Source organism: Pseudomonas sp. SC3(2021), assembly GCF_019856535.1.
Classification (GTDB): Bacteria; Pseudomonadota; Gammaproteobacteria; order Pseudomonadales; family Pseudomonadaceae; genus Aquipseudomonas; species Aquipseudomonas monsensis.
Genome location: NZ_CP082236.1, coordinates 1,345,716 through 1,370,407, shown reverse-complemented (window position 1 = coordinate 1,370,407; position 24,692 = coordinate 1,345,716). Strand labels below are relative to the sequence as shown.

At 60.7% G+C, this 24,692-nt stretch carries 21 protein-coding genes and 1 pseudogene; 10 read left to right on the top strand and 12 right to left on the bottom strand.

The window, feature by feature from the left end; all coding sequences use genetic code 11:
• Nucleotides 1-42: 42 nt before the first annotated feature.
• Nucleotides 43-846, bottom strand: a complete 804-nt coding sequence (locus tag K5Y35_RS06030) for a phosphatase PAP2 family protein (protein ID WP_222833881.1) — start codon at nt 844-846, stop codon at nt 43-45.
• A gap of 103 nt (nt 847-949) precedes the next feature.
• Between K5Y35_RS06030 and hslO the strand changes: the two genes are divergently transcribed.
• Both hslO and K5Y35_RS06020 read left to right on the top strand, forming a co-directional pair.
• Nucleotides 950-1,852, top strand: a complete 903-nt coding sequence (gene hslO / locus K5Y35_RS06025; protein WP_123470558.1) for an Hsp33 family molecular chaperone HslO — start codon at nt 950-952, stop codon at nt 1,850-1,852.
• A gap of 181 nt (nt 1,853-2,033) precedes the next feature.
• Nucleotides 2,034-3,575: a phosphoenolpyruvate carboxykinase gene (locus K5Y35_RS06020; protein ID WP_025110978.1), complete on the top strand. Its 1,542-nt coding sequence runs from the start codon at nt 2,034-2,036 to the stop codon at nt 3,573-3,575.
• Between the two features lie 384 nt (nt 3,576-3,959).
• Here K5Y35_RS06020 and K5Y35_RS06015 read toward each other — a convergent pair whose 3' ends face one another.
• A complete protein-coding gene (locus tag K5Y35_RS06015) occupies nt 3,960-4,259 on the bottom strand; it encodes a hypothetical protein (protein WP_186748676.1) in 300 nt (99 codons plus the stop codon).
• Between the two features lie 540 nt (nt 4,260-4,799).
• Here K5Y35_RS06015 and K5Y35_RS06010 point away from each other — a divergent pair.
• Nucleotides 4,800-5,303 carry a polysaccharide deacetylase gene (locus K5Y35_RS06010; protein ID WP_123470561.1) on the top strand — a complete coding sequence of 168 codons (504 nt, stop codon included), beginning with the start codon at nt 4,800-4,802 and terminating at the stop codon, nt 5,301-5,303.
• A 5-nt stretch (nt 5,304-5,308) separates the two neighbouring features.
• On the opposite strand, the gene K5Y35_RS27800 is transcribed toward K5Y35_RS06010, so the two are convergent.
• Nucleotides 5,309-5,440 carry a hypothetical protein gene (locus tag K5Y35_RS27800; protein WP_259741356.1) on the bottom strand — a complete coding sequence of 44 codons (132 nt, stop codon included), beginning with the start codon at nt 5,438-5,440 and terminating at the stop codon, nt 5,309-5,311.
• A gap of 242 nt (nt 5,441-5,682) precedes the next feature.
• Between K5Y35_RS27800 and K5Y35_RS06005 the strand changes: the two genes are divergently transcribed.
• From K5Y35_RS06005 to K5Y35_RS05995, 3 genes and pseudogenes are all read left to right on the top strand, one after another.
• Nucleotides 5,683-7,611 (top strand): ATP-dependent DNA helicase RecQ, encoded by a 1,929-nt coding sequence (locus tag K5Y35_RS06005; RefSeq protein WP_222833880.1) that lies wholly within the window; start codon nt 5,683-5,685, stop codon nt 7,609-7,611.
• Between the two features lie 133 nt (nt 7,612-7,744).
• Nucleotides 7,745-8,125 (top strand): annotated as a pseudogene (locus K5Y35_RS06000) (3-hydroxyacyl-CoA dehydrogenase family protein); the annotation flags it as partial.
• A gap of 301 nt (nt 8,126-8,426) precedes the next feature.
• Entirely contained in the window at nt 8,427-8,852 is a 426-nt protein-coding gene (locus K5Y35_RS05995) for an acyl-CoA thioesterase (RefSeq protein WP_222833879.1), read from the top strand.
• Between the two features lie 53 nt (nt 8,853-8,905).
• Here K5Y35_RS05995 and K5Y35_RS05990 read toward each other — a convergent pair whose 3' ends face one another.
• From K5Y35_RS05990 to K5Y35_RS05975, 4 genes are all read right to left on the bottom strand, one after another.
• Nucleotides 8,906-9,388 (bottom strand): YMGG-like glycine zipper-containing protein, encoded by a 483-nt coding sequence (locus tag K5Y35_RS05990; protein ID WP_007952660.1) that lies wholly within the window; start codon nt 9,386-9,388, stop codon nt 8,906-8,908.
• 346 nt (nt 9,389-9,734) lie between these two features.
• Nucleotides 9,735-12,083: an FdhF/YdeP family oxidoreductase gene (locus K5Y35_RS05985; RefSeq protein ID WP_222833878.1), complete on the bottom strand. Its 2,349-nt coding sequence runs from the start codon at nt 12,081-12,083 to the stop codon at nt 9,735-9,737.
• Nucleotides 12,080-12,919, bottom strand: coding sequence for a formate dehydrogenase accessory sulfurtransferase FdhD (gene fdhD / locus K5Y35_RS05980; protein WP_123470569.1), 840 nt, complete (start codon nt 12,917-12,919; stop codon nt 12,080-12,082). The genes K5Y35_RS05985 and fdhD overlap by 4 nt, the downstream gene beginning before the upstream one ends.
• 92 nt (nt 12,920-13,011) lie before the next feature.
• Nucleotides 13,012-13,899, bottom strand: a complete 888-nt coding sequence (locus K5Y35_RS05975) for a LysR family transcriptional regulator (RefSeq protein ID WP_123470571.1) — start codon at nt 13,897-13,899, stop codon at nt 13,012-13,014.
• Between the two features lie 138 nt (nt 13,900-14,037).
• Here K5Y35_RS05975 and lysM point away from each other — a divergent pair, with 138 nt between their 5' ends.
• Nucleotides 14,038-14,478 carry a peptidoglycan-binding protein LysM gene (gene lysM, locus K5Y35_RS05970; RefSeq protein ID WP_186748416.1) on the top strand — a complete coding sequence of 147 codons (441 nt, stop codon included), beginning with the start codon at nt 14,038-14,040 and terminating at the stop codon, nt 14,476-14,478.
• An 86-nt stretch (nt 14,479-14,564) separates the two neighbouring features.
• Here the strand turns inward: lysM and yrfG are convergent, their stop codons facing one another.
• A complete protein-coding gene (gene yrfG / locus K5Y35_RS05965; RefSeq protein ID WP_186748414.1) occupies nt 14,565-15,227 on the bottom strand; it encodes a GMP/IMP nucleotidase in 663 nt (220 codons plus the stop codon).
• Between the two features lie 88 nt (nt 15,228-15,315).
• Between yrfG and nudE the strand changes: the two genes are divergently transcribed.
• Entirely contained in the window at nt 15,316-15,882 is a 567-nt protein-coding gene (gene nudE / locus K5Y35_RS05960) for an ADP compounds hydrolase NudE (protein WP_123470577.1), read from the top strand.
• 11 nt (nt 15,883-15,893) lie between these two features.
• A complete protein-coding gene (gene cysQ, locus K5Y35_RS05955; protein ID WP_123470579.1) occupies nt 15,894-16,721 on the top strand; it encodes a 3'(2'),5'-bisphosphate nucleotidase CysQ in 828 nt (275 codons plus the stop codon).
• A 600-nt stretch (nt 16,722-17,321) separates the two neighbouring features.
• On the opposite strand, the gene K5Y35_RS05950 is transcribed toward cysQ, so the two are convergent.
• The 4 genes from K5Y35_RS05950 to rfbC are packed head-to-tail and all read right to left on the bottom strand — an operon-like array spanning nt 17,322 to nt 21,552.
• Complete coding sequence (locus K5Y35_RS05950) at nt 17,322-17,777, bottom strand: thioesterase domain-containing protein (protein ID WP_222833877.1); 456 nt, start codon at nt 17,775-17,777, stop codon at nt 17,322-17,324.
• Complete coding sequence (locus K5Y35_RS05945; protein WP_123470582.1) at nt 17,774-19,159, bottom strand: sigma-54-dependent transcriptional regulator; 1,386 nt, start codon at nt 19,157-19,159, stop codon at nt 17,774-17,776. The genes K5Y35_RS05950 and K5Y35_RS05945 overlap by 4 nt, the downstream gene beginning before the upstream one ends.
• Nucleotides 19,156-20,964, bottom strand: a complete 1,809-nt coding sequence (locus tag K5Y35_RS05940; RefSeq protein ID WP_128614180.1) for an ATP-binding protein — start codon at nt 20,962-20,964, stop codon at nt 19,156-19,158. Before K5Y35_RS05940 ends, K5Y35_RS05945 begins: the two co-directional genes overlap by 4 nt.
• 42 nt (nt 20,965-21,006) lie before the next feature.
• Nucleotides 21,007-21,552 carry a dTDP-4-dehydrorhamnose 3,5-epimerase gene (rfbC, locus tag K5Y35_RS05935; protein ID WP_222833876.1) on the bottom strand — a complete coding sequence of 182 codons (546 nt, stop codon included), beginning with the start codon at nt 21,550-21,552 and terminating at the stop codon, nt 21,007-21,009.
• A gap of 165 nt (nt 21,553-21,717) precedes the next feature.
• Here rfbC and K5Y35_RS05930 point away from each other — a divergent pair, with 165 nt between their 5' ends.
• On the top strand, nt 21,718-24,630 hold the full coding sequence (locus tag K5Y35_RS05930) for an aminotransferase (protein ID WP_186748410.1): 2,913 nt from the start codon (nt 21,718-21,720) through the stop codon (nt 24,628-24,630).
• Nucleotides 24,631-24,692: the final 62 nt, after the last annotated feature.

Genomic DNA, 24,692 nt, shown 5'->3' with positions numbered 1-24,692 from the left:
GGAGCAAGCTTCCTCCCTCGCCCAAGGCAGTGCGCAAAACTGTCAGTTTGCTGAAGAGACCACACTCATCCGCGAAACCATCGGCAACTTGCCCAGCAGCGCGAAGATCGGCGCTGTCACCTTCAGCCAGAAATTCGACGCGTGCCAGGCAAACGGCGTGTAATAACCCCAGCCCAATGCCCACACCGCCAGCAGTAAACCGCCGATGTAATCGTCCTGGCCCCAATGCGCGCCTGCCACCAGGCGTGGCAGCATGAACAACAGCGCCAGGCCCCAGATGCTCAGGAACTGGCCAACCGTACGACTGAACACGCCCATGAACAGGGCCCAGATCAACAGTACCGAAGCATGGTCACCGGGAAAGCTCTGGCTCGAACGGTCCTTCAGCTCCCAGGTTTTTTCCATATGCGGAAAGTAGTCGCTGATGTGCACTGCGCCTTCAAGCACCATCGACGGGCTGCTGTGCTGCCAGTCCATGTGGTCGGCAAACTTGGAAAACAGCGCGCGGATGAGCACCATCAGCAGCAGGATCGAGAAAAAACCAAAGAACGCGCGACGCACGTCAATCGCCTTGAATACCCAGTCACCCTTGATCAACAACGTCAGCAGAATGATCCCGACGACGATGTCAAACGGGCGCAGGCTTGCAATTGCCCAGATGTGGAGCCATATCGGGTTGCTGGCCAGCGGTGCATTGAGCGAGCGGAACAGCCACTCGTCGAAAATCACACACAGCATCTGGCCCGTAGGCCATAACCAGAAAGCCAGTAGTGCCAATGGCACCACGTTACACAGAACCAGCCGGCCGAGGTTCCACCTTGATTGGAACAAACCCGGATTGTTCATAAAATGCCTCCCATGGCTAAGCATCGGCACCAAAAAAAGTGCCAAGAAACGAAATTTTCACGTTTTGTAACCATTTTGTCATCACATTCAGATACCCAGACCTATGACCGACCTACCGGATACCGATTACACCCAACGCTTCATCTTCGATGACAGCGACACGCGCGGCGAACTGGTTGCGCTGGAACGCAGCTACGCCGAAGTCCTCGCCAAGCACCCGTACCCGGAGCCGGTGGCGCAGCTGCTTGGCGAATTGATGGCGGCCGCCTCGTTGCTGGTGGGCACCCTGAAATTCGACGGCTTGCTGATTCTGCAGGCGCGTTCCGAAGGGCCGATTCCGCTACTGATGATCGAATGCTCCAGCGAGCGCGAGATCCGTGGCTTGGCGCGTTACAACGCCGAGCAGATCGCGCCGGACGCCACCCTTGCCGACCTGATGCCGGGCGGCGACCTGACCCTGACCGTCGACCCGACGATCGGCCAGCGTTACCAAGGCATCGTCGACCTTGACGGCGACAACTTGTCTGAGTGCTTCACCAATTATTTCGTCATGTCGCAACAGGTCGGCACGCGCTTCAAGCTGTTCGCCGACGGCCGTCGTGCGCGCGGGATGCTGCTGCAACAGCTGCCGGCCGACCGTCTGAAAGACGAAGAAGAGCGCGCCGCCAGCTGGCAGCACATCACCGCACTGGCGAGCACGCTGACCGCCGATGAATTGTTGAGCCTGGACAACGAAACCGTGTTGCATCGCCTCTACCATGAAGAGCAGGTGCGCCTGTTCGATGTGCAGAAACTGCGCTTCCGTTGCACCTGCTCACGCGAGCGTTCGGGCAACGCGCTGGTCAGTCTGGGTCTTGAGGATGCGCAGCAGTTGGTTCAAGAGAACGGCGGCAATATCGAGATCGATTGCCAGTTCTGCAATCAGCAGTACCTGTTCGACGCAGCCGATATCGCTCAATTGTTCGCTGGCGCAGGCGTCGACACGCCGTCAGATACCCGGCACTAAAACGGTTCAGCGCAGGTAAATTCACTGCGTAACGACGGAATTTCGCCGTTACGACGGGAGGACCCTACTCTTTTTGGGCTTTTCTGGCATAATCCGGCCCACTTTTTTCGCGGTAGTAGTGCACGACTTTCTACTACAAAACGTTTGGAGCACACTCGGCCACTGGCCGACGGGGAACCTCATGACGCAAGCCAATAACGCCGTGTACACCGATCTGAGTGTTGATGATCTGGTTAAAGAAGCCCTGAACCGCGGTGAGGGCGAGCTTGCCGATACCGGCGCTCTGGTTGTTCGCACTGGTCACCGCACCGGTCGTTCGCCGGTTGACCGTTTCATCGTTGAAGAGCCTTCCACCCAGGCCGCTATCGCCTGGGGCCCGATCAACCGCAAGTTCCCGGCCGACAAGTTCGACGCGCTGTGGGCTCGCGTAGAAGCATTCAACAACGCGCAAGAGCATTTCGTTTCCCACGTGCATGTAGGCGCGGCCGAAGATCACTACCTGGCCGTGAAAATGACCACTCAGACTGCCTGGCAGAACCTGTTCGGTCGTTGCCTGTTCATCAACCCGGCGCAGTACAACCCGGCCGGTCGTGAAGAGTGGCAAGTGCTCAACGTGGCCAACTTCGAGTGCGTGCCTGAGCGTGACGGCACCAACTCCGACGGTTGCGTGATCCTCAACTTCGCACAGAAGAAAGTGCTGATCGCCGGCATGCGTTACGCCGGTGAGATGAAGAAAGCCATGTTCTCCGTGCAGAACTTCCTGCTGCCGGCCGCTGACGTGCTGCCAATGCACTGCGCTGCCAACATCGGCGAAGAAGGCGACGTGACCCTGTTCTTCGGTCTGTCGGGCACTGGTAAAACCACCCTGTCGGCCGACGAAAGCCGTTACCTGATCGGTGACGACGAACACGGTTGGGGTGAAGGCGTTGTCTTCAACATCGAAGGCGGCTGCTATGCCAAGTGCATCGACCTGTCCGAGAAGAACGAGCCGGTCATCTGGAAAGCTATCAAGCACGGCGCTGTGCTGGAAAACGTTGTTATCGACGACGCCAAGCACGCCGACTACGCCGATGTCAGCCTGACCCAGAACAGCCGCGCGGCCTACCCGCTGGAGCACGTTGCCAAGCGTTCCGAGAAGAACCTGGGCGGCGAGCCAAACGCTGTGATCTTCCTGACCTGCGACCTGACCGGCGTCCTGCCGCCAGTGTCGATCCTCAACGAAGAACAAGCGGCCTACCACTTCCTGTCCGGCTACACCGCTCTGGTGGGCTCGACTGAAATGGGTTCGGGCAGCGGCATCAAGTCGACCTTCTCCACCTGCTTCGGCGCGCCGTTCTTCCCGCGTCCGGCTGGCGAATACGCCGAGCTGCTGATCAAACGTATCCGCGGCTTCGGCTCCAAGGTCTACCTGGTCAACACCGGCTGGACCGGCGGTGGCTACGGCGTCGGCAAACGCTTCAACATCCCGACCACTCGCGCAGTGATCGCCGCGATCCAGAGCGGCGCGCTGATCGGTGCAGCCACCGAGCACCTGGACACCATCAACCTCGACGTGCCATTGGCCGTACCGGGCGTTGAAACCAACCTGCTCAACCCACGCAACACCTGGGCTGACAAGGCTGCGTACGACGAGGCTGCCAAAGCACTGGCCGGTCTGTTCATCGAGAACTTCAAGAAGTTCGAAGTGAGCGACGCGATCAAGGCTGCCGGTCCTAAGTTGTAAGATCGGTTTGCAGCGATGAGAAAGCCGCCTCTTGGGGCGGCTTTTTTGTGGGCGAGTGGAAAGTGCTCACAGGTGGACTGCCATTATTCCCGCAGAATTCGAGCTGAACAGCCAGAATAAAGCCACTTGAGTGGCGGGGCATTCTCAGTACCCCCAGCTTTCACGGCCTATTGCTGCCGGGCCTGGATTATTCGCAGCACTTCTACGCATCGGTCTTTGATCGCTTGGACGATGCTGTAGTCGGAGGCCGCAGCCATTCCTCGTGTTATTTCGATTCTGCCTCTTCTGTACAGGGGCGGTCGTTGGCGGCGAATTTCCCTTTGATTCGAACAACTCGTCGAGATCAGTTGCTGCTTCAGGGGGGAGCCTGACTAATGCCTGTTATCAGGCCGGAGCCTTCCAGTTGAGCATTTGCTGTTGCGCAACCTGCAGCAGGTCACAGCCATCCTGCGTCAGCAGATATAGAGCGTGGGTGATGTGCGGGATGTCTTCGACATCGGCCTGTTTGAAGTTGAGGCAGTAGAGGGTGCGTAGCAGGTCGCTTGAAGCACGCAGGCGCTGCACGGCGCATTCGAGGATGTCTTGTGGATTGGCGGCTGTGTCGATGACCAGAGGCTTGGTGTCGGTGAGGTTGGATTCGAGCGGACGGTAGCGATCGGTCGTGAATTGATTCCATGTTTTCAATGTTCTTGATCCTCAAATGAAGGTGTCCCAAACAAAGCCGCCATAAAAACTGCAGGCAATTGAATACCGGCGACATACAGCGGACGCTTATGCACGTTCCATTCGAGTGACCAGGCCCGAGCCGCTGATTTGGCAGCGACCGTCACGACTATAGGTATGAGCAACCCTGGTGCGAAAGGCGACATAGCGTTGTGTTTTGCAGGAACCGGATGAAGCGTTGACAGGCTTTTCACCGTTGCTTCGCCTGATATTTGAACAGGCTCGCTCAGGTCGGCCGATCGGTAGCTTCAGCCTCTGTGACCACTATAGAAGGGCGCCCTAGAGCGAAACAAGACGGCCAAAATGGACAGGTTTCGTAGGGGTTTTTCCGAGGTTTGGGCATTTGCCCTACGCATTTTCATGGGGTTCTCAAGGCAAAACCCTTAGGCGAGAATTTTCCTACGGTTTTCTCAGGCACTTCGCCAAAAAGCGCTGTAAGGTGCGCGCCAGAATCTGTAGGACATTTCCAAACGTCCGATACGCGCTTAAAGGGAATTAGGTATGCAGTGGCTACGAGTGGCCTCGATCGTATGGCTGTGGGTCAGTGGTTTTCACTTGGTGATTGCCGCTGAGTTGGGCAATTCTCCAGTGTCGAGTCAGCTGGATCGAACCGGTTGGCCGGATGCTCTCACCAGTCAGGCGAATGTCGACACAGCCTCGCGTGCCGAAGTGCTGATGTTTGGCAAGGCGTTGCTGGCCAGCGAGGCTCTGGACGAGTCAGGGCTCAAGCAGCGGCTGGGTGTGGCGCAGGTGCAGCTCAAATCGATCAGACGGGTGCGCGACAACTTGTGGGATCGCTTGCTGAGTACCTATCGCACTGCCAGCCTCGATTGCGACGAGCAAGTGTTTTGTCCAAGGGTGCGCAGCGTCGCGGACTTGCGGCAACTGGCGGCAGCGTTCACCGGCGATATCAGCCCTGCCCATACACTGTGGGTGAGCAACAGCCAGCGTGTGCATGAGCAGATCCTGAACGAGCAGTTGCGTGTGGCGGTGTTGCGGCCCTGACTCAATCAGCCCAGGGACGCGCCATCCTTTGCCACGAAAATGGCGAGTTCCGGAGCGTCACCGGGAAACGGCATGCATCCGCTCAGCAACAGCGACGCGATGAAGAGGGCGAGGGGCAATTTCAGTGTGTTCGACATGGTCATTCCTTTGTGAGGTTGCGTACATATCGCCGTCCTGGCGTTATGTGGAGAGTGAAGCGGGCACGTTAGCGCGGTGCCGGAAAACACCGCGATAAACAAATCGGGCCGTTTGTTTCAGTCTGTGACCGGGCGTCCGGGGCTGTATCATTCCGTATTGGTTTGCCCCCCGACCTTTTCTCGACTCGCTGCGATCGCCCGCTAGGCTGTTGGCATGGCAGCGGTCAAAGGAGTGACAGCGAATGCACAACACCCTGGAACAGGTTTTCGGTTATCCACAGTTTCGACCCGGTCAGGAGCAGGCCATCAGCGCTGTATTGGCCGGGCGCTCGGCGGCGGCGATTTTCCCCACCGGCTCGGGCAAATCCCTGTGTTATCAAGTGTCGGCAGTGCTGCTGCCGCATCTGACGCTGGTGGTTTCACCGTTGCTGGCGCTGATGCAGGATCAACTGGCGTTCCTGCAACGCCACGGCATCCCGGCAGGCAGCATCGATTCGGCACAGAGCCGCGACGACGCCAATGACGTCATGGCTCGTGCTCGCTCCGGTGAGCTGAAGATTCTGATGGTCTCGGTCGAGCGCCTGAAAAACGAGCGATTTCGCAACTTCCTGCAGCAGGTGCCGATCTCGTTGCTGGTGGTGGACGAGGCGCACTGCATCTCGGAATGGGGCCACAATTTCCGTCCCGACTACCTCAAGCTGCCGGACTATCAGCGCCAGTTCAACATTCCCCAAGCCCTGCTGCTGACGGCCACCGCTACGCCGAAAGTCATCGCCGACATGCAGGCCAGATTCGCCATTGCCGCCGAGGACGTGGTGACCACCGGTTTCTATCGGCCCAATCTCAACCTGCTGGTGGAACCGGTGCGCGCTCAGGACAAGCGCCGGCGCCTGGTGGAATGGATGACCGAGCGGCAGGGGCAGCCGGGCATCGTCTACGTCACCCTGCAGAAAACCGCCGAGCACGTCGCCGAACACCTTGTACGAAATGGCATACAGGCCGAGGCCTATCACGCCGGGTTGCCCAATGATCAGCGTGAAGCCATCCAGAAACGCTTCATGGCCGGGCAGTCCAATTGCATTGTCGCGACCATTGCGTTCGGCATGGGCATCGACAAGAGCGACATCCGCCAGGTGGTGCATTTCGACTTGCCCAAATCCATCGAAAACTACAGCCAGGAAATCGGTCGGGCAGGGCGCGACGGGCAGCCCTCGGATTGTCTGGTGCTGGCCAATCGCGACAGCCTCAACGTGCTGGAAAACTTCGTTTACGGCGACACGCCGGAGCGTGAGGGTATTCGGTATGTGCTCGATGAATTGCACGCATCGGTGCCTGAGGGGCAGTGGGAATTTCTGCTCGGACCGCTGGCGGATCAGAGCAACATCCGCGCGTTGCCGCTCAAGACTTTGCTGGTGCAGCTGGAGCTGCGTGGGTTGATCGCTCCGCGCTACGCCTATTACGCCGAGTACCGTTTCAAATACCTGCTGGAGCCTGAGGCATTGCTCGAGCGCTTTGAGGGCGAGCGCAGGGACTTTGTCGCGGCGATCATCCACACCTCAAGCCGTGCACGTACCTGGGCGACCGTGAATTTCGAGGCAATGTACACGCAGTATTCCGCTGAGCGCAGTCGGGTGGTGAAGGCCCTGGATTACTTTCAGGAAAAGGGCTGGATCGAACTTGAAAGCAAGCAGATGACCGAAGTCTACAGCGTGCTGCAGAGTGACTTCGACAGCGCTGTTTTGAGCGGTGAGCTGCATGCTTACTTCACTCGCCACGAACAAGCCGAAGTGGCGCGGATACACGCGATGCTGGAACTGTTCTCGACCGAGCGTTGCCTGGGGTATCGCCTGGCCGAGTACTTCGGTGATCACCAGGCGCCCGAGCGGTGCGGGCATTGTTCAGTGTGTCATGGCCACATCGCGCGTCTGCCGGCGCCACCGCAGTTGCCATCGCTTGTGGATAAAAGTTTCCCGGCGCTGTGCGGTGATTTTATCCACAAGCATGAACAACACGCAGGCAGTGTTCCGACGGCGGAGCGGCTGACACGGTTTCTGTGCGGGATCAGTGTGCCACTGTTTACCAGGCTCAAGGCGCGGACGATCTCCGGGTATGCGGCGCTCGAGGAATATCCCTACGCCGACGTGCGCCGCTGGGTTGAGGAACACCTCTGATCGTTGTGTAGGCGCTGGCGCGAGTGGGGTTTATCCATCCGCTGAATGTCGATCATCACGGTAATAAACTTCAAAAAGCGTGATTGGCTGACTATGGTGAAGGCTGTCTTCGGATCGCCAACAAGAGAACAACATGAGCCAGACATCCTTCGATATTCAGCAGGCTGCCGTGATCGGCGCGGGCACTATGGGGCGCGGCATTGTCATGTGCCTGGCCAATGCCGGCGTTGCAGTGCAATGGGTGGATAACAATCCACAGATGCTTGAGCAGGCACTGGCCGCAGTAGCCGACACTTACGCACACAACGTGCGGCAGGGGCGGATTGATCAGGCTGAAGCCGATGCACGCCTCGCCCGGGTCAGTGCAGCGGCGGATTACGCGGCGATCCGTAATGTCGATCTGGTGATTGAAGCGGTGTACGAGAACCTTGAGCTCAAGCAGAAGATCTTTCGCGAACTCGATGGCTTGTTGAAACCCGAAGCATTGTTGGCGAGCAATACCTCGGCGCTGGAGACGCGTCAGGGCGATCAGTGGAAACCGGCGCGGTTGATTGGCGAGTTGGCCGCGCAGGGCAAGGGGTTTGCTCAAGCTTAGTGTTACGGCGAAAATCGGTCTCCTTCACCCCAGCCCTCTCCCCCAAGGGAGGCGAGGGTGAAGGGAGCCGATCTGCGTGGGTTTCAGCATTCGAGTTCGACTCGACAGTTCAGGTCGGTGTATTTCGAGAAAACACCTCGGTCAGTCCCCTCTCCCTCTGGGAGAGGGCTAGGGTGAGGGCAAGCGGCCTCACTGAAAAAACAGGAGAGTCAGCCCAACCATGTCCACCCCTCAACGCAGCGACTACCCACACTTCCAGCCCATCACCACACGCTGGCACGACAACGACGCTTACGGTCACGTCAACAACGTGACCTACTACAGCTTCTTCGACACAGCCGTGAACACCTACCTGATTCAGGTCGGTGGTCTGGATATTCATGATGGCGAGGTGGTGGGGTTTGTGGTCAGTTCGGCGTGTGATTACTTTGCCTCGATCGCGTTTCCCGATCTGATCGAAGTCGGTCTGCGAGTCGGCAAGCTGGGCAACAGTTCGGTGCAATACGAGCTGGCAGTGTTCAAGGTCGGCGAAAGCGAGGCCTGCGCGGCCGGGCGCTTCGTGCATGTGTTCGTCGACCGTTCGAGCAACCAGCCTGTGCCGATTCCTGCTGAACTGCGGCAGGCACTGGAATATCTGGTGGTGTAAACGGCAAAAAAAATCGCAGCCCTCGGGCTGCGATTTTTGTTCAAGCATTCGCCTTAACGGTGGCGATAGTACTTGTGATGCTTGCGGTGGCCGTAGGCATGGCCGCGACCACGGTGGTCGTCACGATAGTAGCGACGATCATCATGGCGACGGTCGTAACGACGATCGTCGTCATCGCTCTTGTTGCCCATGTAGTTGCCCAGCGCGCCACCGGCGCCGCCACCTGCTGCGGCGCCGATCAGGCTGCCGGTGGTGCCGCCCATGCTGCGGCCGACCACGTTACCGCCGGCCGCGCCCAACGCACCGCCAATGGCGGCTTCGCCACGGCTGCGTTTGTCGGCGCCGACCGCACTGCCACCCGCGCCGCCCAGGGCTGCGCCAATGGTTGAACCTGTGCTGCCGCCTAAAGACTGACCGACGACCGAGCCAAGAACCCCGCCCAATGCGCCGCCCACACCTGCTTCGGTGGTGCCTCCGGCAGAAGCGAAGCCACTGACCAGGCCAAGGGACAACAAGAGAATCGAGGAGAACTTCATAGAGGAGCCTCAAAGGGATGACGGCGCCGATCCTGAGGCTGTGTAACAAGGCTGACAATCGAAATCCGACGAATAACACGACTTGTATACAATTATGCAAGTTGCTGTTTTGTATGCGGAACTTAAGCGATTTTTGCCGGTCTTTAGCTACTTCGGACAGGCCGCTTTTGTGAAAAAGCGGCCTTTTTTGTGGGCGTTTGAAAAGTGCACAGTACAAAGAATTGCATTGAATCGGCGACCGCTATCGCGAGCAGGCTCACTCCTGCGGTGACCGAGTTCCTAGAGATGGAACACGTTCAACTGTAGGAGTGAGCCTGCTCGCGATAGCAATGGTGCTGACCCCGCATCAAGCGGACTTGGCCATGATCAACCCGCTCTCACTCGCCGCTTCCAGCCGGATCGCAATGAATTTCGACGTCGGTGTATGGCTGCCATCCCCGGTGCTTTCCAGCGGCACCAGCGGATTCACTTCCGGATAGTAAGCCGCCGCCTGACCTGCAGGAATATCAAACGCCAGTAAGGTGAAGCCCTTCACCCGGCGCTCGCGACCGTCGTCCCACAGCGAGACGATGTCGGCTTTCTGCCCCGGACGGAAGCCCAGGCGAATGATGTCGGCCTCGTTGACGAACAGCACATCACGCTGGCCTTTGACCCCGCGATAACGGTCGTCGAGACCATAAATCGTGGTGTTGTACTGGTCGTGAGAGCGCATCGACTGCAGGATCAGGTCCGGCAGTTGCCCGGTGGCACGCGTGCGTTCGTGGACAAGGTCTTTCGGCAGCAGGTTCGCGCGGAAGTTGGCGCGGCCCGACGGTGTGTTCCACTTGCGCGCGCCGGCGCTGTTGCCAAGGTAGAACCCCCCCGGGTTCTTGATCTTCTCATTGAAGTCTTTGAAGTTCGGGATGGTGTCGGCGATCAGCTCGCGAATACGCCCGTAGTCGGCCGCCAGCCAGTGCCAGTCCACCGGTTTGCTGCCCAGTGTGGCGGCGGCAATGCCGGCAATGATCGCCGGCTCCGAACGCATCTGGTTCGACAGCGGCTGCAACTGGCCATTGGAGGCGTGGACCATGCTGAATGAGTCTTCCACGGTGACCGCTTGCGGCCCTTCGGTCTGGATGTCGATGTCGGTACGACCGAGGCACGGCAGGATCAGCGCGTCCTTGCCGTGGGCCAGGTGGCTGCGATTGAGTTTGGTGCTGATCTGCACGGTCAGGTCGCAATTGCTCAGCGCCTGGAACGTGCGCGGGCTGTCCGGCGTCGCTTGGGCAAAGTTGCCGCCCAGACCGATGAAGACTTTCGCGCGGCCTTCGGCCATCGCATGGATCGCCTCGACCACGTTGTGCCCGTTGTGGCGCGGCACCTTGAACTGGAAACGCCGCTCCAGTGAATCGAGGAACGCCACCGGTGGCCGTTCATTGATACCCATCGTGCGGTCGCCCTGCACGTTGCTGTGGCCACGCACCGGGCACAGGCCGGCGCCCGGCTTGCCGATGTTGCCGCGCAGCAGCATCAGGTTGGCGATTTCCTGGATGGTCGGCACCGAATGGCGATGCTGGGTGATACCCATTGCCCAGCACATGATCACGTTCTTGCCTTTGGCATACATGCGTGCGGCTTGCTCGATCTCGACCAGGGTCAGGCCGGATTGCGCGACGATCTGTTCCCATGGTGTGTCATCGACGACCCCGAGATACTCCAGCACGTTGGCACTGTGGGCGTTGAGGAAGTCATGGTCGAACACCGCCGGTGCGCCGGTTTTCTGTGCGTCGCGTTCCCACTGCAGGAGGAATTTGGCCATGCCGCGCAGGACCGCCATGTCACCGCCCAGCGCCGGACGGAAATACGCGGTGTTGGTCGGCTTGTCGCCGTTGGTGAGCATTTCGAGCGGATGCTGCGGGTGCTGGAAACGCTCCAGACCGCGCTCTTTCAGCGGATTGATGCAGACCACCTGTGCGCCCCGTTTCACCGCTTCACGCAGCGGTTCGAGCATTCGCGGGTGGTTGGTGCCGGGGTTCTGGCCCCAGACGAAAATCGCGTCGGCGTGTTCGAAGTCGTCGAAGGTCACGGTGCCCTTACCGACGCCAACGCTTTGCGCCAGTGCCACACCGCTGGCCTCGTGGCACATGTTCGAACAGTCGGGGAAGTTGTTGGTGCCGTAGGCGCGCACGAACAGCTGGTACAGATACGCCGCTTCGTTGCTGGCGCGACCGGAGGTGTAGAACTCGGCCAGATCCGGGCTCGGCAAGCCTTGCAGGTGTTTGGCAATCAGCGCGTAGGCGTCGTCCCAACTGATCGGCTTGTAGCGATCGGTCTCGGCGTCGTAGACCATCGGTTCGGTCAGGCGACCCTGATACTCCAGCCAGTAGTCACTCTGTTCCAGCAACGAGGTCACGCTGTGTTTGGCGAAGAATTTCGCATCCACGCGACGCTTGGTTGCTTCCCAGTTCACCGCTTTGGCGCCGTTCTCGCAGAACTTGACCATGCCGCTTTCCGGCGAATCGCCCCAGGCGCAGCCCGGGCAGTCGAAACCGCCGTTCTGGTTGGTTTTGAGCATCATGCGCAGGTTTTTCAGCGCGTTGTCGCTGGTCAACCAGGCCTGGGCCACACTGATCAGGGCACCCCAGCCGCCGGCGGCACCTTTATAAGGCTTGTAGCGCGGGACAGGTTTCTGGTCGGCTTGATGATGTTGGCTCACGCTTGATTCTCCATCGCGGGGCTATACACCCGCGGCGCACTTTTCTGCGGCAGGTGGATGAGATTGAGGTTATGTCGACGGGCCCATTGCACGGCGAGGCCCGTGGGTGCGGACAGGCTGACCAGGGTCTGGATGCCGGCGCGCAAAACTTTCTGGATCAATTCGAGGCTGCAACGGCTGGTGACGATCGCCAGGCCGCCGTCTGTGGATAACTTCTGGCGGATCAAGCCGCCGATCAATTTGTCGAGGGCGTTGTGCCGGCCGATGTCTTCGCGGCCGAGCAGCAATTCGCCGCGGGCATTCATGAACACCGCCGCGTGCACGGCGCCGCAGTGCTGGCCCAACGGTTGAAACGCACTGATGCGCTGACGCAAGCCGTCGAGCCATTCAATGGGTGGCAGCGGTGCACCGGGTAGCACCTTCAGGTCGGGCAAGGCCTGCTCGACCGCTTCAACGCCGCAGAGCCCGCAACCGCTGGTACCGGCCAGTTGCCGACGCTGTTGCTTGAGGTTCCAGAAGGCGCGGTTGGCAATGGTCACTTGCGCATATTGCGCCGAGCCGGCGCCGCTCAGTTGCAGGTCATAGATATCGCTGGCGTCCTCGATGATGCCGCTGCCGAGGCTGAAGCCGACGATGAAGTCTTCCAGATCCGTCGGTGTCACCAGCATCACCGCCTGGCTGATGCCGTTGTAGGCGATCGCCAACGCGACTTCCTCGGCCAGCGCGGTGCTGGCCGATTCCACAAGGGGTAGATCGCTGTAACTGTACGTCTGGCTGGCGGCGGGCGCGGGCGTTTCGAGAGCAGGCGCCGCGCAGGCTGGGCGCTTGGCGTTCATGGCATCACCAACGGATTGATCAACGTTAAGACTAGGCGCGGCAACTTGTCGCGTCTAATCGCTACTGTCGATCTATTGATAGATGTCGTCGATCAAGTGCTTGCCGGTGATTTCTGATACAGCGCGAAACAGGCCTCGGCCAGCGCTGAACGCGGGGCGCCACGGCGCATGATCAGGCCCATTGGGGCGAGGGTCTGGGCGTTTTCAATCGGTTGCAGGCGCAGGTGATCGGTGAGTTTTTCCAGGCCACCGTCCAGCGGCATGATCGCGCAGCAAAAGCCGCCGTGCACAGCCTGTAACAATTGATGGACGGCATCGGTTTGTAACAGTGGCTGCGGGGTCAGGCCACGGCTGTGGAAATTGTGGTCGATGGACTGACGAAAATGCATCCCGCTGGTCAGCATGCCCAGCGGCAGTTCGATCAACGCTTCCCAACTCAACGCTGCCTCGCCGAAGGAAAAACTGCGCTGGTCATACAGCAGCCCCATGCGGGTCTCGCTGAAAGCCAGTGATTCGAAACGTTCATGATCCAGGCGATCGAGGTAGGACACACCGAGGTCGATGCGGTTGTTCGCCAGGTGTTCGAGGATCTGCTCGGAACTCAGCGCCGACATTTCGAAACGCAGGTTCGGGTGCGCCGCATGCAAACGTTGCATCAGTGGCAGCGGATCAAAACTCGACAGCGGCACGACACCCAGCCGCAACGTGCCGATGAGGTTGCCGCGACACGCCGCCGCTTCCGCCTGCAGTCCGTCGTAAGCCGCCATCACGGAACGCGCCCACGCCAGCACTCGCTCGCCCGGCGCGGTAAAACCCTCAAAGCGCTGACCGCGATTGACCAGCGGCAGGTCGAGCTCTTCTTCAAGGCTGCGTAGACGCATCGACAACGTCGGTTGCGTGATGTGGCAGCGGGCGGCGGCCTGGCCGAAGTGGCGGGTTTCGTCGAGGGCGATGAGGAATTTCAGCTGTTTGATGTCCATCTTCGCTCCGGTGAGTGTTGGCAGGGGTGGCGATTCTAGCGCTTGCGCGGGGCCAGGGTCATTGGTCGGCCTGGAACCGGGTGTGGCTGATGTGGTCTAGGCTTGAACGTCTGGATCCCCAATCAAGGAGTGTGCGCTATGAGTCTGTTGAGCTTTGTGAAAGAAGCCGGCGAGAAGCTGATTGATCTGCTGACCCCGGGTAATGCCAATGCCAGCGAGCAGTTGAAGGAACACATCAGCAAGGTCGGGCTGGGCAATCCGAATGTGCAGGCCACCGTCGACGGTGACAAGGTCACGGTCACCGGTGAAGTGGCGAGCCAGGAGGAAAAGGAAAAGATTTTGCTGGCCGTGGGTAACATTGCCGGTATCGGCAGTGTGGAGGACCAGATCACCGTGACCGGGCCGGTGGTCGTGGCCGCCGAGTTTGTCGAAGTGAAGGCCGGTGACACGCTCAGTGCGATCTCGTTGCGGGTTTACGGCAACGCCAACCAATACCAGAAAATCTTCGAAGCCAACAAACCGATGCTCAAGGATGTGAACAAGATTTATCCAGGACAGAAGCTTCGTATTCCGAAGTAAAGCCAAACCTTTGTGGCGAGGACGCTTGCTCCCGTTGGGCCGCGCAACGGCCCCCAGAGGGAGCAAGCTTCATCGCCACAATGGATTTACAAGCCTGAGATCAGGTCGCGGTAATCCTCGACCGCCGCAAACTCGGCGGTGTCCTTCGGCCCTTTGCGGCTGTCCGGCTCCTTGACCGCCAGCAGATGCGCCACGCCAAAACGCCGCGCACTGCGCAGAATCGGCAACGTATCGTCGATAAACAGGCTGCGTGCCGGATCAAAGTCGATATCTGCCTGCAAGGCATCCCAGAACTGCGGATTTTCCTTGGGGAAACCGTAATCGTGGGAGCTGATCAGCCGTTCGAAATACGGCGCCAGCTCGATCCGTTCCAGTTTCAGCGACAGCGAATCACGGTGGGCGTTGGTGATCATGATCACCCGCTTGCCAGCGTTTTTGATCGCTTGCAGAAAGGTGTCGGCATCCGGGCGCAACGCGATCAAATGCGCGGTTTCCAACTTCAGTTCACGCACCGATAGTTTCAGCTCGGCACTCCAGAAATCCAGGCAATACCATTGCAACTGGCCGGCGTGGCGTTCGAACAGCGGCTGCAATTCCATCTCGGCCATCGTCCGGCTCACCCCGTGCAGGTCGGCGTAACGCTGGGGCAGGTGTTCCAGCCAGAAATGATTGTCGAAGTGCAGATCCAGCAACGTACCGTCCATGTCCAGCAGAACGGTATCAATGTCAGACCACGGTAAAGAAGGCATGGCAACGTCTCGAGCGGTAGAAAGATATCCGACATAAACAATCGGGAAAGCCGCGTTATAGTAGCGCGTTCACGCCAAGGAGCTTTGCATGCGCCAGAAACCCACCGTACTTGCCCGCGAGATCGTCGCCACCAGTCGCCTGTTTTGTGTCGAAGAACTGAAGCTGCGTTTCTCCAATGGTGTGGAGCGTACCTACGAGCGTTTGGTCGGCAAAGGTGCGGGCTACGGCGCGGTGATGATTGTGGCGATGCTCGATGCCGAACACGCGGTGCTGGTCGAAGAATATTGCGGCGGCACTGACGAATACGAATTGTCGCTGCCCAAAGGCTTGATCGAACCGGGTGAGGATGTGCTGGCGGCGGCCGAGCGTGAGCTCAAGGAAGAGGCCGGTTTCGGCGCACGCCAACTGGAGCACCTGACCGAGCTGTCATTGTCGCCCGGTTACATGAGCCAGAAAATCCAGGTGGTGCTTGCCACCGATCTGTACGAAGAGCGTCTGGAGGGTGATGAGCCCGAGCCGATGCGCGTCGACAAGATCAATCTGCGTGAACTGTCGGCGCTGGCGCAAAACCCGCAATTCTCCGAAGGCCGCGCGCTGGCCGCGCTTTATCTGACCCGTGATCTGTTGACGCAGCGCGGGTACTTTACGTCATGAGTGAGGTGTCGATGAATTTTCCCCATCCATTGATGGCGCCGGTGGTCGAACTCGCCTTGCAGGCCGGCGAGGCGATTTTGCCGTTCTGGCGCGTCGGCGTTGAAGTCAGTGCCAAGTCCGATGATTCGCCGGTGACCGCTGCGGATCTGGCGGCGCATCATCTGATCGTCGCCGGGCTGACGGCGCTCGATCCGGACATTCCGGTGTTGTCCGAAGAGGACGCCGATATTCCGCAAGCCGTGCGCGCCGGATGGCAGCGCTGGTGGCTGGTCGATCCGCTGGATGGGACCAAGGAGTTCATCAGCGGCAGCGAAGAATTCACCGTCAACATCGCGCTGATCGAAAACGGTCGCGTGGTGTTTGGCGTGGTGTCGATGCCGACCAATGGTCGCTTCTACGTCGGCGGCGCCGGGCTGGGTGCCTGGCGTTGCGACAAGGATGGGACGCCGGTGTCGATTCAGGTGCGCGATGTACCAGGGCCGGGCGAGGCCTTTACGGTGGTCGCCAGTCGTCGGCATTCGAGCCCTGAGCAAGAGCGGTTGCTGGCCGGGTTGAGTGCGAGCCTGGGCGAGCTGCAACTGGCGAATATCGGCAGTTCGTTGAAGTTTTGCCTGCTGGCCGAAGGCGCGGCGGATTGCTACCCGCGCCTGGCGCCGACGTCGCAATGGGACACCGCAGCGGCACAGGGCGTGCTTGAGGGTGCCGGCGGCGAGGTGCTGGATCTGCAGGGCGAAGCGTTCTGTTATCCCGCGCGGGAATCGCTGCTCAATGAATTCTTTCTTGCGCTGCCGGCGAAAGCGGCGTGGCGTTCCAGATTGCTGGAGCTGGCTCGGGGGTAAGTGGGCGGACTCTCGATTCCCCTCACCCCAGCCCTCTCCCGGAGGGAGAGGGGGCCGATTGGTGGATGCTGGAGAGATTCACCGGCTTGAGCCAGCTTTACTGAATCCATAATCGCTGCCGATCTTTCAGGTCGATGTCTGACGCAAGACACCTCACCCCAGCCCTCTCCCGGAGGGAGAGGGGGCCGATTGGGGGATGTTGGAGAGGTTCACCAGCTTGAGCCAGTTTTACTGAATCCATAATCGCTGCCGATCTTTCAGGTCGATGTCTGACGCAAGACACCTCACCCCAGCCCTCTCCCGGAGGGAGAGGTGGCCGATTGGGGGATGCTGGAGAGATTCACCGACTTGAGCCGGCTTTACTGAATCCATAATCGCTGCCGATCTTTCAGGTCGATGTCTGACGCAAGGCACCTCACCCCAGCCCTCTCCCGGAGGGAGAGGGGGCCGATTGGGGGATGTTGGAGAGATTCACCGGCTTGAGCCAGCTTTACTGAATCCATAATCGCTGCCGATCTTTCAGGTCGATGTCTGACGCAAGACCTCTCGGTCAGTCCCCTCTCCCTCCGGGAGAGGGCCAGGGTGAGGGGACTTTGATCTTTAACGGTGCAAAACGTACTGCCCGGTAAATGTCACAGCATCCTCATCACTTCCCGCGTTGACGATCCGCGTATTGAGCGTCAACCGTGCGCGCCCATAGCGCTGATACATCGCCAAAAACTTCTTCCAGACCAGCGCTTCCGGTGCCGGGCAAATCGCCGTGGCATCACCGGTGACCGGCACTGGATAACTGATCTGGCCTTCCTGAATCACGATGTGCCCGTCTTCGATGCCTTCCTCCTTCAGGCGCAAATGCAGCCAGCCCCAGCCCGCCAGCACCGCGCCGCAGTAGAGGCTGCCGCCGAACATGGTGCTCTTGTGATTGACGTTCGGCTCCAGCGGCAAGTGCAGACTCAACTGTTGCTCGCGCCAGTCGAGTACCTTGAGTCCCATCTCGCGGGTCAGCGGAATGTCGTGATGCAGCACCGATTCCAGATAGCGGCTGTCGCGGTTCATTCGGCTTCGTCTCCGTGGGCATTACTGTCGGCGAAATTCAACCCGTGCTTGCGCAGTTTGTCGTGCAGGGTCTTGCGCGGAATGCCCAGGGCTTCGGCGAGGCTGCGCACCGAACTGTGAGCGCGGGCCAGCTCAGCGGCGATCAACGATTTCTCGAAGTTTTCCACTTGCTCGCTCAGGCCGCCGCTGATGACCTCCACGGCGCTGCCACCGCCATCGGTGCCACCGTTGTCCAGCGCCAGCTCCAGGCCGAGGGCGAAACGTTCGGCAGCGTTCTGCAATTCACGGACGTTGCCCGGCCAGGTGTGCCGCAGCAGCAAGGCACGTTGTGCCGGCTGCAGTTCGTGGGGGGGCAGACCGTGGCGGGCGCTGGCTTCATCGGCGTAATGCTGGAACAGCACCAGCGCGTCTTCACCGCGTTCGCGCAACGGCGGAATGCGCAGCGGTGCGACGTTGAGGCGGTAATACAAGTCGGCACGGAATCGACCCTGATCAGCGGCCTGGCGCAGGTCTTCCTTGGTCGCGGCGATGACGCGGATGTCCAGCGGGATCAGCTGATTGCCGCCCAGGCGTTCGACCACGCGCTCTTGCAGCATGCGCAGTAACTTCACCTGCACATCCATGCTCATGCTTTCGATTTCATCGAGGAACAGCGTGCCGCCGTTGGCGAATTCGAATTTGCCGATCCGGCGTTTCTGCGCGCCAGTGAACGCACCGGGTTCGTGGCCGAACAGTTCGCTCTCGACCACCGACTCGGCCAGTGCCCCGGCATTGATCGCCACGAACGGGCCGTTGCGCCGGCTCGACAGGTCGTGCAACGCACGGGCGACGACTTCTTTGCCGGCGCCGGTTTCGCCGAGAATCAGCACGTCGGCCTTGGTTGCGGCCAGTGCGCCGATCTGTTCGCGCAGGCGCAACATGGGGGCCGAGTGGCCGACCAGTCGTGCGCTCAGTTCATTGCGGTCGCTGAGGGCCAGGCGCAGGCTGCGGTTGTCCAGCACCAGGCGGCGCAGGGCCAGGGCGCGGCGCACGCTGTCGAGCAGCGCATCGCTGGCGAACGGTTTTTCCAGGAAATCATAGGCACCGGCGCGCATCGCCTGCACCGCCAACGGCACGTCGCCGTGGCCGGTGATCAACAGCACGGGTAACTCAGGGTCCTGCGCGTGCAGCTCGCTCAACAGTTCCAGGCCGTCCATGCCGGGCATGCGAATGTCGCTGACCACCACGCCTGGCCAGTCGCGTTCAAGCTGCCCGGCCAGGCCTTTGGCTTCGGCCAGTGGCAGGATTTTCAGGCCGGCCAGATCCAGTGTCTGGCCAAGGGCCTGACGCAAGTGCGGATCGTCGTCGATCAACACCACCTGAATGCGATTGTCGATGGTCATGCACTTCGATCCTCGGACGGTTGCAGGCTGACCCCGGGTGCGCCGGCGCGCAGTCGCAGGGTAATCAAGGCGCCACCTTGCTTGTGGTTGGCGAACGACAGTTCACCACCGAAGGCGCGCATCAGGGTTTCACAGATCGCCAGCCCCAGCCCAAGGCCCTGGGTGCGGGTCTTGGTGGTGTAGAAGGGCTCGCTGGCGCGACCGAGGGCTTCCATGCAGAACCCCGGGCCGTTGTCGCGAATGTACAGATTGACGCCGTCGGCGGTGGATTCGGCACTCAGCCACAGTTTGCGCGGCGGGCCTTTTTCGGTCAGCGCATCGAGGGCGTTGGCCAGCAGGTTGCCGAGCACCTGGCGCAGGCGGGTTTCCCCGGCTTCGACCCACAGGGTGGCGGCGGGCAGGTCGCGGATCAGTTCGACTTCCATGCTTCGGCGGCGTTTGGCGAGTAGCGCCAGTGCATCGTCCAGTGCCGGTTGCAGCGCCACGCTTTCCGGGGCATGCCGGTCGCGGCGGGCGAAGGCGCGCAGGTGGGCGATGATCGAGGCCATGCGTCCGGTCAGTTCGCTGATCAGTTTGAGATTGCCGCGAGCATCGTCGGTGCGCTGATGATCGAGCAGCACTTCGGCGTTCTCGGCGTAGCTGCGGATCGCCGCCAGCGGTTGATTGAGTTCGTGGCTGATACTCGCCGACATCGTGCCCAGCGCCGACAGTTTGCCGGCCTGGACCAGATCGTCCTGCGCACGCACCAATTCCTGTTGCGCCTGTTCGCGCTCGAGCACTTCCTGCTTCAGGCGGCGGTTGAGGCCTTCCAGATCGCTGGTGCGCTCGGCGACCCGGCCTTCCAGTTCGCGGCGGGCCTTGGCTTCGAAGGCGATGCGTTCCAGATAATGCCGGCGGCGTTGCATCATCAAACCGAGCAACAGCATCACCACCAACAGCGTCGCCCCCCCGATGGCGACCACCGTGCGCACCGGGCGGTCGATCAGCGTGCGCGGGGCGAGAATGCTCACGCTCCAGCCGGTTTCGGCGATGTCATGGGTTTGCGTCAGCCACGCGTCAGGGCTGAGATTCAGCGGGCGCGGCTCGCGGGTCGGGTACGGTTGAATGGCCGTGATAGCCGAGCGCTCGGTATCGCTCAGGACGCGCGTGGAGCGAAAGCGCCATTCAGGACGCGAGGTCAGGATGACTACCCCGTTATGGTCGGTTACCAGCAGTTGTTCCGGGGTTTTGCCCCAGAGGCTTTCGGTGTGGTCGAGGTCGACCTTGATCACCAGTACGCCGATGATCTTTTCGCCGTTGCGCACGGCGGCGGCGAAGAAGTAACCACGTTTGGCCGAGGTCGTGCCGAGGCCGAAGAAACGCCCCAGACGCCCGGCCATGGCTTCGCTGAAATACGGACGAAACGAGAAATTGCGCCCGACGAAACTGTCGTGCTTGTCCCAGTTCGACGCCGCCAGTGTCTGGCCGCTGGTGTCCATCAGGTACATGACTTCGGCGCCGGTCTGGGCGGCGATGTTTTTCAGCAGGCGATTGGCATTGCCCTGGGTGACGCCGTCGTCCGGCGCTCCGAGTACGGCGCGCAGGGCCGGCAGGTCGCCGAGAATCTGCGGCAGCACTTCATAGCGGTGCAGGGTGCCCAGCAGGTTGGCGACGTAGAGATCGAGGGTCTGGCGGTTTTGTCCGGCGAGTTCGCTGCGGTAATAACGCTCGGCCAGATGCTCCAGCGGCCACAGCAGCGGCGCCAGGCACAGGGCCAGCAGGGCGAGGCTGCGCCAGCGGGGTCTGCGGGGGAGAGATGGTTTCATGTGCCGGATGCGCCTGTAATGACAGGCGCATTATGCCCACGCTCAGGAAAAGACGTCAGCGTCCTTGAAGAACACCGCTGCCTGATCCTTTACCGACAGTTTCGGCGCTTCGTCGAGTTGCCAGTCGATGGCCAGGTCCGGGTCGTCCCAGCGAATGCTTCGTTCGGCTGCAGGCGTGTAGAAGTCGGTGGTCTTGTAGAGGAATTCGGCGAACTCGCTCAGGACCACGAAGCCATGCGCAAAACCTTCCGGGACCCACATCTGACGGTGGTTGGCGGCAGACAGACGAACCGCCACCCACTGGCCGAAGTGCGGTGAGCTGCGACGGATGTCCACGGCAACATCCAGTACCTCACCAGCCGTGACCCGCACCAGTTTGCCCTGAGTGTTTTCCAGTTGGTAATGCAGGCCCCGCAGGACACCTTTCTCCGAGCGCGAATGGTTGTCCTGAACGAAGTGCGGGGTCAGCCCGGTCAGTTCCTGGAAAGCCCTGGCATTGAAGCTCTCGTAAAAAAAGCCGCGCTCGTCACCAAATACCTTGGGTTCGATGATCAGAACACCGGGCAGTTCGGTGGTGATTACATTCATGAAGTTTTCCAGTGAAAGGGGTGAATGGGCGCCATTCTTGCGCAAAGTGCCAAAGGGCGCGAGTGTTCCCGCGCAAGTACTTGTGTCTTGCCGCAAGGGCGGGGGTTGCGCATCTGCCGAAGCAATGGCGATATAGGCGTCTAATAAAATTTCAGGGGTCGTTTCATGCCGCTCGCCACGTTGATCCATCGCGCCAGTCTGCCCAGCCCGCAGGTTTCTCAGGAGCAGGCCCGACAATGGCTGGCAGACCATTACGGGCTCAGCGGTACGCTGCACCCCCTCGGTAGCCAGCAGGATCTTAATTTTCGTGTGGACAGCGCGCGCGGGCGCTTCGTCCTGAAAATCTGCCGGGGCGATTACGCCCTCGTGGAGTTGCAGGCGCAGCATGCCGGCCTCAACTACCTCGCGGCGCATTCTGCGGTGAATGTGCCACGGGTGATTGCAGCCAATGACGGTCAGGATCTGCTGACGCTGGAAGCCGGTGGCGAAGCGGTCCATGTGCGCCTGCTGGACTACATCGAAGGCCAGCCGCTGACCCATCTCGATCATTTGGGGCAGGACGTGGTGGCCGGGTTTGGCCGGCTCTGCGGCGAGATGGATCTGGCGCTGGCCGGGTTCGACCATCCGGGGCTGGCGCGCACGCTGCAATGGGACGCCCGCCACGCCAGTGCGTTGATCAGTCATTTGTTGCCGGTGATCAAGGACGAATCGCAGCGTGCCCTGATCGCCGACGCCGCCGAACAGGCCGAACGCCGACTGCAGCCATTGCAGGACAAGCTGCCGGTGCAGGCGATCCACATGGACATCACTGACGACAACGCCGTCTGGCAGCGCGATGCGCAGCGGCACTGGCAATTGCAGGGGGTGATCGACTTCGGCGATCTGGTGCGCACCTGGCGCATCACCGATCTGTCGGTGACCTGCGCCGCGCTATTGCATCACGCCGGTGGCGATCCTTTTGTCATCTTGCCGGCGGTTCAGGCCTATCACGCGGTCAATCCGCTGCAACACGAAGAACTTCAGGCGTTGTGGCCCTTGATCGTGGCCCGCGCGGCGGTGCTGGTGCTCAGTGGCGAACAGCAGGTCAGCATCGACCCCGGCAACCATTACAGCCGCGACAACCTTGTCCATGAGTGGGAAATCTTCCACGTCGCCACTTCGGTACCGCTGGCGCTGATGGAGGCGGCGATCCTCAGCGCCGTCGGCCAGGCCTTGCCGGTTATCGACAGTGAAGGTTTTGCGCCGTTGTTGCCGGGCCTGGTCGGGCGGGAATTCGCGCTGATCGATCTGGGAGTGCTGAGCCCGCATTTCGAAGCGGGTAACTGGGAACAGGACGGTATTGACCAGCGGTTGCTGACGGAAGCGGCGACGGCCCATGGCCTGGCGGCAAGCCGTTACGGGCAATACCGTTTGTCGCGCACCCGCCCTGACAGTGCCGACGAACCGGACACTTTCCCGTTGCATGTCGAGTTGCGTGTACCGAACGGCACTGCGGTGGAATCGCCGTTTGCCGGTGTGTTGCATCAAACGGCCGGGGGAGCACTGCAGCTGGACGGCCCGCAACTCAGCGTGCGCTTGTGGGGTGTCACGCCCTCGCTGCAAAGCGGCGCAGCGCTGGTCAAGGGGCAGGTGCTGGGCGCGGTCAGTGGCCCGTTGCTCGTGCAGTTGTGTCGCGGTGCGCAGCTGGCGGCCCCGCTGTTCTGCACGCCGGCCCGGGCGGCGGCGTGGCAGGCATTGTGTCCGTCGCCGGCCGCGTTGCTCGGGCTGGCCTGTGATGCCGAGCCGGAGCTGGATGCGAAAACCCTGCTGGCGCGGCGTGACGCCAGTTTCGCCCGCACGCAAAAACACTATTACGTCGACCCGCCGCGCATCGAGCGCGGCTGGCGCAATCACCTGATCGACATGCAGGGCCGCTCTTACCTCGACATGCTCAATAATGTCGCGGTGCTGGGGCATGGCCATCCGCGCATGGCGGCGGTGGCGAGCCGGCAATGGTCGCTGCTCAATACCAACTCCCGGTTCAACTACGCGGCGGTCGCCGAGTTTTCCGAGCGCTTGCTGAAACTGGCACCGGAGGGCATGGATCGGGTGTTTCTGGTCAACAGCGGCAGCGAGGCCAATGACCTCGCGATTCGTCTGGCGTGGGCCTACAGCGGTGGGCGCGACATACTCAGCGTGCTGGAGGGTTACCACGGCTGGACGGTCGGTGCCGATGCCGTGTCGACCTCGATTGCCGACAACCCGAAGGCCCTGGAAAGTCGTCCGGACTGGGTTCATCCGGTGACCGCGCCGAACGTCTATCGCGGTGAATTCCGCGGCCTCGATTCAGCCCCTGACTACGTGCGCAGCGTCGAACATCAGCTTGAGAAAATTGCCGGGCAACAACGCCAATTGGCCGGGTTCATCTGCGAGCCGGTGTACGGCAATGCCGGCGGTATCTCGCTGCCACCGGGTTATCTGAAACAGGTCTATGCACTGGTGCGAGCCCGTGGTGGAGTGTGCATCGCCGATGAGGTGCAGGTCGGTTACGGGCGCATGGGCCATTTCTTCTGGGGCTTCGAAGAACAGGGCGTCGTGCCGGACATCATCTGCATGGCCAAGGGCATGGGTAACGGCCAGCCACTGGGCGCGGTGATCACGCGTCGGGACATCGCTGAAGCGCTGGAAGCGGAAGGTTATTTCTTCTCCTCGGCCGGTGGCAGCCCGGTGAGTTGCCAGATCGGCATGGCAGTGCTCGATGTAATGGAAGAAGAAAAACTCTGGGAAAACGCCCGGACGGTCGGTGGCCATTTCAAGGCACGGCTCGAAGCGTTGATCGATAAACATCCGCTGGTGGGCGCGGTGCATGGTTCCGGGTTTTATCTGGGGCTGGAGTTGGTCCGTCACCGCGAGACGCTGGAACCGGCAACCGAGGAAACCGCGCGGCTGTGTGATCGCCTGCGTGAACTGGGGATTTTCATGCAACCGACCGGCGACTACCTCAACGTCCTCAAGATCAAACCGCCGATGGTGACTTCACGTCAGAGCGTGGATTTCTTCGTCGACATGCTTGATCGGGTCCTCGCTGAAGGCTTGTAAACGCTGCAGATCCTCCCTGTGGGAGCGGGATTGCTCGCGAACGCGGTGTGTCAGTCGGCCTG

What these genes read in the sequence shown, in the direction of transcription:
- lysM (WP_186748416.1), top strand. Translation starts at nt 14,038, where the DNA reads ATGAGTCTGTTGAGCTTTGTGAAAGAAGCCGGCGAGAAGCTGATTGAT.
- K5Y35_RS06030 (WP_222833881.1), bottom strand. Translation starts at nt 846, where the DNA reads ATGAACAATCCGGGTTTGTTCCAATCAAGGTGGAACCTCGGCCGGCTG.
- fdhD (WP_123470569.1), bottom strand. Translation starts at nt 12,919, where the DNA reads ATGAACGCCAAGCGCCCAGCCTGCGCGGCGCCTGCTCTCGAAACGCCC.
- cysQ (WP_123470579.1), top strand. Translation starts at nt 15,894, where the DNA reads ATGAATTTTCCCCATCCATTGATGGCGCCGGTGGTCGAACTCGCCTTG.
- K5Y35_RS27800 (WP_259741356.1), bottom strand. Translation starts at nt 5,440, where the DNA reads ATGTCGAACACACTGAAATTGCCCCTCGCCCTCTTCATCGCGTCGCTG.
- K5Y35_RS05995 (WP_222833879.1), top strand. Translation starts at nt 8,427, where the DNA reads ATGTCCACCCCTCAACGCAGCGACTACCCACACTTCCAGCCCATCACC.
- K5Y35_RS06005 (WP_222833880.1), top strand. Translation starts at nt 5,683, where the DNA reads ATGCACAACACCCTGGAACAGGTTTTCGGTTATCCACAGTTTCGACCC.
- K5Y35_RS05950 (WP_222833877.1), bottom strand. Translation starts at nt 17,777, where the DNA reads ATGAACCGCGACAGCCGCTATCTGGAATCGGTGCTGCATCACGACATT.
- K5Y35_RS05940 (WP_128614180.1), bottom strand. Translation starts at nt 20,964, where the DNA reads ATGAAACCATCTCTCCCCCGCAGACCCCGCTGGCGCAGCCTCGCCCTG.
- yrfG (WP_186748414.1), bottom strand. Translation starts at nt 15,227, where the DNA reads ATGCCTTCTTTACCGTGGTCTGACATTGATACCGTTCTGCTGGACATG.
- K5Y35_RS05975 (WP_123470571.1), bottom strand. Translation starts at nt 13,899, where the DNA reads ATGGACATCAAACAGCTGAAATTCCTCATCGCCCTCGACGAAACCCGC.
- nudE (WP_123470577.1), top strand. Translation starts at nt 15,316, where the DNA reads ATGCGCCAGAAACCCACCGTACTTGCCCGCGAGATCGTCGCCACCAGT.
- rfbC (WP_222833876.1), bottom strand. Translation starts at nt 21,552, where the DNA reads ATGAATGTAATCACCACCGAACTGCCCGGTGTTCTGATCATCGAACCC.
- hslO (WP_123470558.1), top strand. Translation starts at nt 950, where the DNA reads ATGACCGACCTACCGGATACCGATTACACCCAACGCTTCATCTTCGAT.
- K5Y35_RS05945 (WP_123470582.1), bottom strand. Translation starts at nt 19,159, where the DNA reads ATGACCATCGACAATCGCATTCAGGTGGTGTTGATCGACGACGATCCG.
- K5Y35_RS06010 (WP_123470561.1), top strand. Translation starts at nt 4,800, where the DNA reads ATGCAGTGGCTACGAGTGGCCTCGATCGTATGGCTGTGGGTCAGTGGT.
- K5Y35_RS06020 (WP_025110978.1), top strand. Translation starts at nt 2,034, where the DNA reads ATGACGCAAGCCAATAACGCCGTGTACACCGATCTGAGTGTTGATGAT.
- K5Y35_RS05990 (WP_007952660.1), bottom strand. Translation starts at nt 9,388, where the DNA reads ATGAAGTTCTCCTCGATTCTCTTGTTGTCCCTTGGCCTGGTCAGTGGC.
- K5Y35_RS05930 (WP_186748410.1), top strand. Translation starts at nt 21,718, where the DNA reads ATGCCGCTCGCCACGTTGATCCATCGCGCCAGTCTGCCCAGCCCGCAG.